Raw genomic sequence first — 9452 nt, 5'->3', positions numbered from 1 at the left:
ACCTCCGCCAGCGACAACTGGTATGCGACCGTCGAAAAAACCAGCCAGACCGATGACGAACGCATCAAGGACATCACCGTGCTACCCCCTCCCGAGCATCTCATCCGCTTCTTCCCCATCCGCGGCACCGCCGTCGAGACGCTGATCAGCAAGACCCGCAAAAGCATCCACAACATCATCCAGGGCAAGGACGACCGCCTGCTGGTCGTCGTCGGCCCCTGTTCCATCCACGATCCCATGGCGGCGCTGGACTACGCCCGCAAGCTGGTCGAGCAGCGCAAGAAGTACGAAGGCACGCTGGAAATCGTGATGCGYGTCTACTTCGAAAAGCCGCGCACCACGGTTGGCTGGAAGGGGCTGATCAACGACCCCTACCTTGATGAAACCTTCCGCATCGACGAGGGCCTGCGCATCGCGCGCCAGCTGCTGATCGACATCAACCGCCTGGGCCTGCCGGCCGGCAGCGAGTTCCTTGACGTGATCTCGCCGCAGTACATCGGCGACCTGATCTCCTGGGGCGCGATCGGCGCGCGCACCACCGAAAGCCAGGTGCACCGCGAACTGGCCTCAGGCCTGTCGGCGCCCATAGGCTTCAAGAACGGCACGGACGGCAACATCCGCATCGCCACCGACGCCATCCAGGCGGCGGCGCGCGGCCACCATTTCCTGTCGGTGCACAAGAACGGCCAGGTCGCCATCGTGCAGACCAACGGCAACAAGGACTGCCACGTCATCCTGCGCGGCGGCAAGGCGCCCAATTACGACGCGGCCAGCGTTGCGGCGGCCTGCAAGGAGTTGGAAGCCTCCAAGCTGCCGGCCACGCTGATGGTGGACTGCAGCCACGCCAACAGCTCCAAGCAGCACGAAAAGCAGGTCGAAGTGGCGCGCGACATTGCGGGCCAAGTGGCCGGGGGCTCGCGCCACGTGTTCGGCCTGATGGTGGAAAGCCATCTCAATGCCGGCGCCCAGAAATTCACCCCGGGCAAGGACGACTCGAAGGCGCTGGAATACGGCAAAAGCATCACCGATGCCTGCCTGGGCTGGAACGATTCACTGGACGTGCTGGAAATCCTGTCGGCCGCTGTGCTCAAGCGCCGCGCGGCRAAGTAAAGCTGCTTGCGGGTTTGTGCGAATAGCCGCCACACCCGCAAGTCGCCGACCATGGGCACCTGATCAGGAGCACATCATCATGCGCAGCGAAGTCAGTGTGAGCTTCAAGGACAGCCCGCCCGTGCGGCTGGACCTCAACGAAGTGCAGCCCATGCCGCACGACGTGGCACGCTGGTGGCTGGACGACCAGTTCACGCAGATGGGCTGCGAGCCGTTGCGGCCCACCGGCAAGCTGCTGACCGCCGACAAGGTCGTGGTGGTGGCCCAGGCCGCCGGGCCGGCGAAGTTCGCCGAGGCCAAATGGGCGCAGGAGTTTGCCCGCGCGACCAGCGCGGCGCTGGCCAAGCCCGTCGTGCACATCGACGTGGCAACGCTCAGCATCACTTACTAATTAGTAGAGTAGTAGAGCCCCCCAGGAACTTCAGGCAAAAGCTCAGGCTTTCAGCGCCTCCAGCAATTTGGCGTGAATCCCGCCAAAGCCCCCGTTGCTCATGCACAGCAAATGGTCGCCAGGCCGGGCCGCCGCCTTGACCTGGTCGAGGAGCTGGTCAATGGTGCCGGCGACCTGGGCGCGTTCGCCCATGGGCGCCAGCGCGGCGCGCGCGTCCCAGTCCAGCCCGCCGGCGTGGCAGAAGGCCAGGTCGGCCTGCTCCAGGCTCCAGGGCAGCTGGGCCGTCATGGCGCCCAGCTTCATGGTGTTGCTGCGCGGCTCGAAGATGGCGAGTATGCGTTCGGCGCCCCGGCCGGCGCTTTGCAGCTGGCGGCGCAGGCCGTCCACCGTGGTGTGGATGGCGGTGGGGTGGTGGGCGAAGTCGTCATAGACGGTGATGTCGCCACCCTTGCGCGGGATCACGCCGCGCACTTCCATGCGGCGCTTCACGTTCTGGAATGCCGCCAGCGCCAGTGCCGCGGCCTCGGGCGCCACGCCTACATGCTCTGCCGCCGCGATGGCGGCCAAGGCATTGAGCTGGTTGTGCACGCCGCTGATGCCCCATTTCACATGGGCCACGGCCTCGCCGGCCCTGAGCACGTGGAAATCGTGCGGCTCGCCATGGGCCGTGAAGCCGGCTTTGTTCAGCAGGCCGTTGCCAAAGAGTAGCTGCTCACTCCAGCAGCCCTGGGCCAGCACGCGCTGCAGGCTGGCCTCGGCCGCGTTGACGACCACGCGGCCCTGCGAGGGTACGGTGCGCACCAGGTGGTGGAACTGCCGTTCGATGGCCGCAAGGTCGTCAAAAATGTCGGCGTGGTCGAACTCCAGGTTGTTCAGCACGGCGGTGCGCGGCCGGTAGTGCACGAACTTGCTGCGTTTGTCGAAAAATGCGGTGTCGTATTCGTCGGCCTCGATGACAAAGGTGTTGCCTTCGCCGAGACGGGCCGAGACACCGAAATTGAGCGGCACGCCGCCGACCAGGAAACCCGGCTTCAGCCCGGCATGCTCGAGGATCCAGGCCAGCATGGCCGTGGTGGTGGTCTTGCCGTGCGTGCCGGCCACGGCCAGCACGTGGCGCGGGCCGGTTGCGTGGTGCGTGGGGTGGTGCAGAACATGGCCCGATAGCCATTGCGGGCCGCTGGTATAGGGCTTGCCGCTGTTCAAGATGGCTTCCATCAGCGGGTACTTGGGCGTTCCATCGGCCAGCCGGGCGCGCGAGATCACGTTGCCGACCACAAACACGTCGGGCTCGAAGGCCATCTGGTCCGCGCCGTAACCCTCGATCAGTTCGATCCCCAGGCCGCGCAACTGGTCGCTCATGGGCGGGTAGACGCCGGTGTCGCAACCGGTGACTTTATGCCCCGCCTCCCGCGCCAGGGCAGCCAGGCCGCCCATGAAAGTGCCGCAGATTCCCAGAATATGTATGTGCATGGGCCTGTATTCTAGGCAGGGCTTTTTGCCGGCCCAATGCCGCCGGGGCAGTGGGCTGTGGCGGGCGGTGAACTTTAGGGCCAGATGGGCGCCTAACAGGGGCACAATCGCTTCGCTGCCCTCRTATCCTTCCTGGCCTTCGGGCCTGCCGACCGTGACCCCACACACCCTTAAATCCGAAATCGCCGCTACAGCCGCCGCAATGGTGGTCGAAGAAGGACTCGAATACKGCCCCGCCAAACGCCGCGCCGTCAAACAGATGGCGCTGCCGGCGCGCACCGAACTGCCCGGCAACGACGAGCTCGAAGACGCGGTGCGCGAATACATTGCGCTTTTCTGCGCCGACACCCAACCGGCCGAGCTGGCCGCCCTGCGCGAGCTGGCCCTGGTCTGGATGGAGCGCCTGGCGCAGTTCCGGCCTTACCTGGGCGGCGCGGTGTGGCATGGCACGGCGACACGGCTGTCCGACATCTACATCCAGCTTTTCTGCGATGACCCCAAATCGGCTGAAATCGCACTGATTGAGCACAATGTGGACTACGAGCCGCGCACCGTCACCGGTTTTACCGGCGACAGCGTGGAAGCGCTCAGCCTGCGAAGTGTGTGCAAACCTTTGAATGAAACGGTGGGTGTGCACCTGATGGTCTACGACCATGACGACTTGCGCGGTGCCCTCAAACCCGACGCCAAGGGCCGGACGCCACGGGGCGACCTCGCCGCCGTGCAAAAATTATTGACTTCCCAAGCCGGAGCTTCAGACACGTGAATCGCAGAAACATGCTTTATGGCAGCGCCGCCGCCATAGCCGGAATTGCCGGCGCCACCATGGCCTGGTGGAAATTCCAGCCGCACCAGGTGGATGCAAGCCCGACTGGGGCGGGTGTCGTGGGCACGGCGGGCGGCGCATCCGACGCCTTCTGGAGCCTGAACTTCGACACGCCCGATGGCAAGAACCTGTCCATGAGCAGCTTCCGCGGCAAGCTCTTGCTGGTGAATTTCTGGGCTACCTGGTGCCCGCCCTGTGTCGAGGAATTGCCGCTATTGGATTATTTCTACCAGGAAAACCGCGATAAAAACCTGCAAATAGTCGGTTTGGCTGTCGACCAACCGAGCGCGGTGCGGACCTGGCTGCAAAGCAAACCCCTGCATTTTCCGGTCGGCATGGCCGGCCTGGGCGGGACGGAACTCAGCAAGTCGCTGGGCAACATCGCCGGCAGCCTGCCGTTCACGGCGGTGTTCAGCGCGTCGGGCGAACTGCTGCATCGCAAGATCGGCAAGGTCCTGCCTGAAGACCTGGCGCAGTGGGCCAAGCTCACCTAGCTGCCTGTTACGGCTTTCGCCGCGAAATCCTCGTTAACCTGCGGTAACAAGCTTCTAACAGCAATATCTGAGCCCCATCCAGGGAAACAAAGCCAGCCGCCAGACGGTTTGGAATGGCCTCCGGCTTGATGTACACTCTGCGCTTTCCCGGGGAAAGCCGCTTGGCTGCTCCCCGCAGTAATTAACTGATAAGCGCTTTAAAGCGTAAAAGCAGAAAGTAAGTGAAAAAAGAAGGAAGATCGGTGGCCGCGTCAAGTGCGCCCTGTTTCCGGCCTTTCAGTCAAAAGCTGCGCCGAGATCCCGCGCCAGCATCTACCGTCGTTGGAGAGAACCCATGGATTTAAGAAAACTCAAAACCCTGATCGACCTCGTCTCGGAGTCCAACGTCTCCGAGCTGGAGATCACCGAAGCTGAAGGCAAGGTGCGCATCGTCAAATCCAGCGGCGCCCCCGTCGTGATGCAGCAGCCGGTTGCCATGGTAGCAGCTCCCGCAGCGGCCCCGGCCGCCGGTGCGCTTGGTGCTCCGGCCGCCGATGCGGCGCCTGCCGCCCCGGCCGGCCATGCCGTCAAGTCGCCCATGGTGGGCACCTTCTACCGCTCGGCCAGCCCTGGCGCCAAGCCCTTTGTCGAACTCGGCAGCGTGGTCAAGGAAGGCGAGACCATCTGCATCATCGAGGCCATGAAGATCCTCAACGAGATCGAAGCCGACAAGTCGGGCACGGTCACCAAGATCCTTTCGGAAAACGGCCAGGCTGTCGAATACGGCCAACCCCTCTTCATCATTGAATAAGCGGGGCTGAGCGCCTCCTTTTCAAACCAGGCTTACCGACGCATGTTCAAGAAAATACTGATCGCCAACCGCGGGGAGATCGCTTTGCGCATCCAGCGCGCCTGCCGCGAGCTCGGCGTGAAGGCCGTGATGGTCTATTCCGAGGCCGACCGCGAAGCCAAATACATCAAGCTGGCGGACGAATCGGTCTGCATAGGCCCGGCGCCCTCCAAAGACAGCTACCTCAACATGCCCGCCATCATCTCGGCGGCCGAGGTGACGGATGCCGAAGCCATCCACCCCGGCTACGGCTTCCTGAGCGAAAACGCTGACTTCGCTGAACGGGTGGAGAAAAGCGGCTTCAAATTCATCGGCCCCTCGCCCGAATCCATCCGCATCATGGGCGACAAGGTTTCGGCCAAGCAGACCATGATCAAGGCCGGCGTGCCATGCGTGCCCGGTTCCGAGGGCGCCTTGCCTGATGACCCGGTCGTCATCAAGCGCACCGCCAAGCAGGTCGGCTACCCCGTCATCATCAAGGCGGCCGGCGGCGGCGGCGGGCGCGGCATGCGCGTGGTGCACACCGAGGCGGCCCTGCTGCACGCGGTGCAGACCACCAAGGCCGAGGCCGGCGCAGCCTTCGGCAATCCCGAGGTCTACATGGAGAAATTCCTGCAGAACCCGCGGCACATCGAAATCCAGATCCTGGCCGACCAGCACAAGAACGCGGTCTGGCTGGGCGAGCGCGACTGCTCCATGCAGCGCCGCCACCAGAAAGTCATTGAAGAAGCGCCGGCGCCCGGCATTCCGCGCAAGCTGATCGAGCGCATCGGCGAGCGCTGCGTCGCTGCCGTCAAGAAGATAGGCTACCGCGGCGCGGGCACCTTCGAGTTCCTCTACGAAAACGGCGAGTTCTACTTTATCGAGATGAACACCCGCGTGCAGGTGGAGCATCCGGTCACCGAGTGGATCACCGGCGTGGACATCGTGCGCACCCAGATCATGGTGGCGGCCGGCGAAAAACTGCCGTTCGCCCAGCGCGACATCGAACTCAAGGGCCATKCCATCGAATGCCGCATCAAYGCGGAAGACCCCTACAAGTTCGTTCCCTCGCCGGGGCGCATCACGACCTGGCACACCCCCGGCGGGCCGGGCGTGCGCGTGGATTCGCACATTTACGCCAACTATTTCGTGCCCCCCAACTACGACTCCATGATCGGCAAGATCATCGTGCACGGCGATACGCGCGAGCAGGCCCTGGCCCGCATGAGCACGGCGCTGGCCGAAACCGTGGTTGAAGGCATCAACACCAACATCCCGCTGCACCGTGAGCTGATGGTGGACGCCAAGTTCATGGACGGCGGCACGAACATCCACTACCTGGAAGAGTGGTTGTCGAAACGTGAGCGCTGAGCACTTCCCGGGCGCGCGATGAGTTTGTTCGAGCTGATCCTTCTGGCCCCCGTCGATGAGGTGGAAACCCTCAGCGAGGCGCTGGACGCACTCGATGCGCTCAGCGTGTCGGTGGAAGACGCCGACGCCCAGACGCCGGCCGAGCAGGCGCTGTTCGGCGAGCCGGACATGCCGCCGCCCAAGGCGGGCTGGGAGCGCTCCCGCATCGTTTCGCTGTTTGCCACCGAAGCCCTGGCGCGCGACGCGGCCGAGGTGCTGGCAGCCCAGGATTTTTTCGCCGGCTGCCGCGTGGTCGCCATCCAGCCCGTGCCGGAGCAAGACTGGGTGCGCCTGACGCAGTCGCAGTTCGAGCCGGTGGACATCACGCCTGAATTCTGGATCGTGCCGACCTGGCATGAACCGCCCGCCGAAGCCAAACAGGTGATTCGCCTGGATCCGGGCCTGGCCTTTGGCACGGGAACGCACCCGACCACACGCATGTGCCTGCGCTGGATCGCTGGCCGGACCGGCCAGGACCTGGGCCGTGTGCTGGACTACGGCTGCGGCTCGGGCATCCTGGCCATTGGCGCGGCGAAGTTCGGCGCCGCCGACATCGACGCCGTCGACATTGATCCGGCCGCCGTCGAATCGACGCGCGCCAATGCCGAGGCCAACCATGTGGCGCTCAATGCCGGCTTGCCCGAAAAAGCCTTGGGCCAGTACCGCACCGTGCTGGCCAATATCCTGGCCACGCCGCTCAAGGTGCTGGCGCCGCTGCTGTGCGCGCACGTCGAGAAAGGCGGCCATCTGGTGCTCGCCGGCATCCTGGAGCGCCAGGCCGACGAGCTCAAGGAAGCCTACGCTCCTTATTGCCAGCTCAGCGTGCATGACACGCAAGAGGGCTGGATCCTGATGACCGCCCGGTTCTGAGCCGGCACCGGCCGTCGCGTATGGCGGTTTCCAGGCCGTCGGAGACAGGCGCCACCCCTACAATACAGCGCTAAATGAGCCTGATTACGCGCTGCCCCGCCTGCGGCACGATGTTCAAAGTCGTGACCGACCAACTCAAAGTCTCACAAGGCTGGGTGCGATGCGGGCATTGCGCCGAAGTGTTCGATGCGTCGGCCCATCTGTTGCCGCGCGACATGTCCTCGCTGACCGCTCCCGCGGCCGCGCTGCTCGACTCGGTGCCCGACACGACCGCCGCGCCCCTTCCGGTGTTTGACGCGCCGACCGAGCCCCAAAGCCTGCCCGAGGCCGATCCACCGGTGGCGCCGTCCCGGCAGGAATGGGCGCCGGCCCGCTCGTTTGCCGACAGGGCGCCGCTCAGGCCTTCCAGCCCCGGCTGGGACGACGCCCAGGACAGCGCCGCCGATTTTGATCCCGTGCGCTGGAAGCAGGCTCAGCAGGAACGCCAGCACGACCCGCTGGAGCTGCCCGCCGAATCACTGCCCGACGCGCCGCCGCCGCGCCAGTCCGTCGTGGTGCGCGAGGAGGCCATCGAGGACGATTCCAGCTTCGCCTATTCGGACGTGGATTCCGGCATGCCGGGACGGCCCGTGGAACACGACGTGTCTTTTGTGCGGGAAGCGCGGCGCAAGGCCTTCTGGCGAAAACCGCTGACGCGCTGGTCACTGGCCCTGCTGTCCTTGCTGCTGCTGGCCACACTGGTGGCGCAATGGGCGATCCAGCAAAGGAATACGCTGGCCGCGCTGGAGCCGGGGCTGTTGCCGGCGCTGCAGGCGCTGTGCGGCCCGCTGCACTGTGAGGTCCGCCCGCCGCGCCACATTGAGACGCTGGTCATCGACAGCTCCAGCTTCAACCGGATAGGCCCCGACGCCTACCGCCTGAGCTTCACGCTCAAGAACACCGGCGTGACGGTGCTGGAAATGCCCTCGCTGGAAGTGACCCTGACCGACACCCAGGACCAGGCCGTGGTGCGCCGCGTCCTGGCGCCGGCGCAGTTCGGCGCCAAGGCCGCGACGCTGGCGGCGCAGTCCGAACTGGCGGGCCTGGTCATCATGAAAGTCACGGGTGATGCTCCCGCGTCGTCCCCTTCCTCCGCTTCGTCCTCTCCTTCCGCGCCCGCAGCCCTGCGGGTGGCGGGCTACCGTGTCCTGGTTTTTTATCCCTGATTGAAACGAGAAAATCAATGTCCGCTGTTATCTGTGGTTCCCTGGCGTTTGACACCATCATGAGCTTTGAGGGGCGCTTTTCCGAGCAGATCCTGCCCGACCAGCTGCACATCCTCAACGTGTCTTTCCTGGTGCCGGCGCTGCGCCGCGAATTCGGCGGCTGCGCCGGCAACATCGCCTACAGCCTGCGGCAGCTGGGCGGCACGGCACTGCCGATGGCGACGGTCGGCAGCGACGGCGCAGAGTATGTGGAGCGCATGACTGCCCTGGGCATCAGCACCGAGTTCGTGCGCCAGGTCGGCGACACCTATACCGCGCAGGCCATGATCATGACCGACCGCGACAATAACCAGATCACGGCGTTTCACCCCGGCGCGATGATGCAGGCCCACGTGACGCGCATCGCGGCGCGCGGCGACATCAAGCTGGGCATTATTTCGCCCGATGGGCGCGACGCCATGCTGCAGCATGCCGAGCAGTTCAAGGCGGCCGGCAYCCCCTTTGTGTTCGACCCGGGCCAGGGCCTGCCCATGTTCGACGGCAAGGAGCTCTCGCATTTCGTCGAGCTGGCCACCTGGGTCACGGTCAACGACTACGAAGCCAAAATGCTCTGCGACCGCACCGGCCTGTCCTGCGCCGAATTGTCCCGGCGCGTGCAGGGCCTGGTGGTGACGCTGGGCGCCGAAGGCTGCGAAGTCTGGATTGACGGCGAGAAAACCCTGGTGCCGCCCGTGAAGGCCGAGGCCGTGGTGGACCCGACCGGTTGCGGCGACGCCTTTCGCGGGGCACTGCTGTTCGGCCTGGAGCAGGGCTGGCCGCTGGCGCGTTGCGCCGCGCTGGGCAACCGGGTTGGCGCACTGAAGAT

The 9452-nt window shown here is 65.0% G+C and carries 10 protein-coding genes; 9 read left to right on the top strand and 1 reads right to left on the bottom strand.

What is annotated here, in order from left to right; translation table 11 throughout:
* Together AC1D0P_RS16715 and AC1D0P_RS16710 are read left to right on the top strand one after the other, a co-directional pair.
* On the top strand, positions 1-1110 hold a 1110-nt coding region (locus AC1D0P_RS16715; protein ID WP_477677774.1), incomplete at its 5' end, for a 3-deoxy-7-phosphoheptulonate synthase.
* 79 nt (positions 1111-1189) lie between these two features.
* Positions 1190-1501 (top strand): hypothetical protein, encoded by a 312-nt coding sequence (locus AC1D0P_RS16710; protein ID WP_436156440.1) that lies wholly within the window; start codon positions 1190-1192, stop codon positions 1499-1501.
* A gap of 42 nt (positions 1502-1543) precedes the next feature.
* On the opposite strand, the gene mpl is transcribed toward AC1D0P_RS16710, so the two are convergent.
* Positions 1544-2971 (bottom strand): UDP-N-acetylmuramate:L-alanyl-gamma-D-glutamyl-meso-diaminopimelate ligase, encoded by a 1428-nt coding sequence (gene mpl, locus AC1D0P_RS16705; RefSeq protein ID WP_477677773.1) that lies wholly within the window; start codon positions 2969-2971, stop codon positions 1544-1546.
* Positions 2972-3173: 202 nt separating this feature from the next.
* On the opposite strand from mpl, the gene AC1D0P_RS16700 reads away from it, so the two are divergent.
* The 7 genes from AC1D0P_RS16700 to AC1D0P_RS16670 all read left to right on the top strand — a co-directional run.
* Positions 3174-3737 (top strand): hypothetical protein, encoded by a 564-nt coding sequence (locus AC1D0P_RS16700; protein ID WP_477677776.1) that lies wholly within the window; start codon positions 3174-3176, stop codon positions 3735-3737.
* Positions 3734-4291: a TlpA disulfide reductase family protein gene (locus AC1D0P_RS16695; RefSeq protein WP_477677772.1), complete on the top strand. Its 558-nt coding sequence runs from the start codon at positions 3734-3736 to the stop codon at positions 4289-4291. Before AC1D0P_RS16700 ends, AC1D0P_RS16695 begins: the two co-directional genes overlap by 4 nt.
* Before the next feature lie 334 nt (positions 4292-4625).
* Complete coding sequence (gene accB / locus AC1D0P_RS16690) at positions 4626-5081, top strand: acetyl-CoA carboxylase biotin carboxyl carrier protein (protein WP_477677771.1); 456 nt, start codon at positions 4626-4628, stop codon at positions 5079-5081.
* A gap of 42 nt (positions 5082-5123) precedes the next feature.
* Positions 5124-6473: an acetyl-CoA carboxylase biotin carboxylase subunit gene (gene accC / locus AC1D0P_RS16685; protein WP_477677770.1), complete on the top strand. Its 1350-nt coding sequence runs from the start codon at positions 5124-5126 to the stop codon at positions 6471-6473.
* A gap of 24 nt (positions 6474-6497) precedes the next feature.
* Positions 6498-7382: a 50S ribosomal protein L11 methyltransferase gene (prmA, locus tag AC1D0P_RS16680; RefSeq protein WP_477677775.1), complete on the top strand. Its 885-nt coding sequence runs from the start codon at positions 6498-6500 to the stop codon at positions 7380-7382.
* Between the two features lie 74 nt (positions 7383-7456).
* Positions 7457-8587: a DUF3426 domain-containing protein gene (locus AC1D0P_RS16675; RefSeq protein ID WP_477677769.1), complete on the top strand. Its 1131-nt coding sequence runs from the start codon at positions 7457-7459 to the stop codon at positions 8585-8587.
* A gap of 17 nt (positions 8588-8604) precedes the next feature.
* Positions 8605-9452 (top strand): carbohydrate kinase family protein (locus AC1D0P_RS16670; protein WP_477677768.1); only part of this gene is annotated, 848 nt, incomplete at its 3' end.

Source organism: Polaromonas sp. P1_G2 (assembly GCF_056405515.1).
This window is presented reverse-complemented; position numbering and strand designations above follow the sequence as displayed.

What these genes read in the sequence shown, in the direction of transcription:
- AC1D0P_RS16675 (WP_477677769.1), top strand. Translation starts at nt 7,457, where the DNA reads ATGAGCCTGATTACGCGCTGCCCCGCCTGCGGCACGATGTTCAAAGTC.
- mpl (WP_477677773.1), bottom strand. Translation starts at nt 2,971, where the DNA reads ATGCACATACATATTCTGGGAATCTGCGGCACTTTCATGGGCGGCCTG.
- AC1D0P_RS16710 (WP_436156440.1), top strand. Translation starts at nt 1,190, where the DNA reads ATGCGCAGCGAAGTCAGTGTGAGCTTCAAGGACAGCCCGCCCGTGCGG.
- accB (WP_477677771.1), top strand. Translation starts at nt 4,626, where the DNA reads ATGGATTTAAGAAAACTCAAAACCCTGATCGACCTCGTCTCGGAGTCC.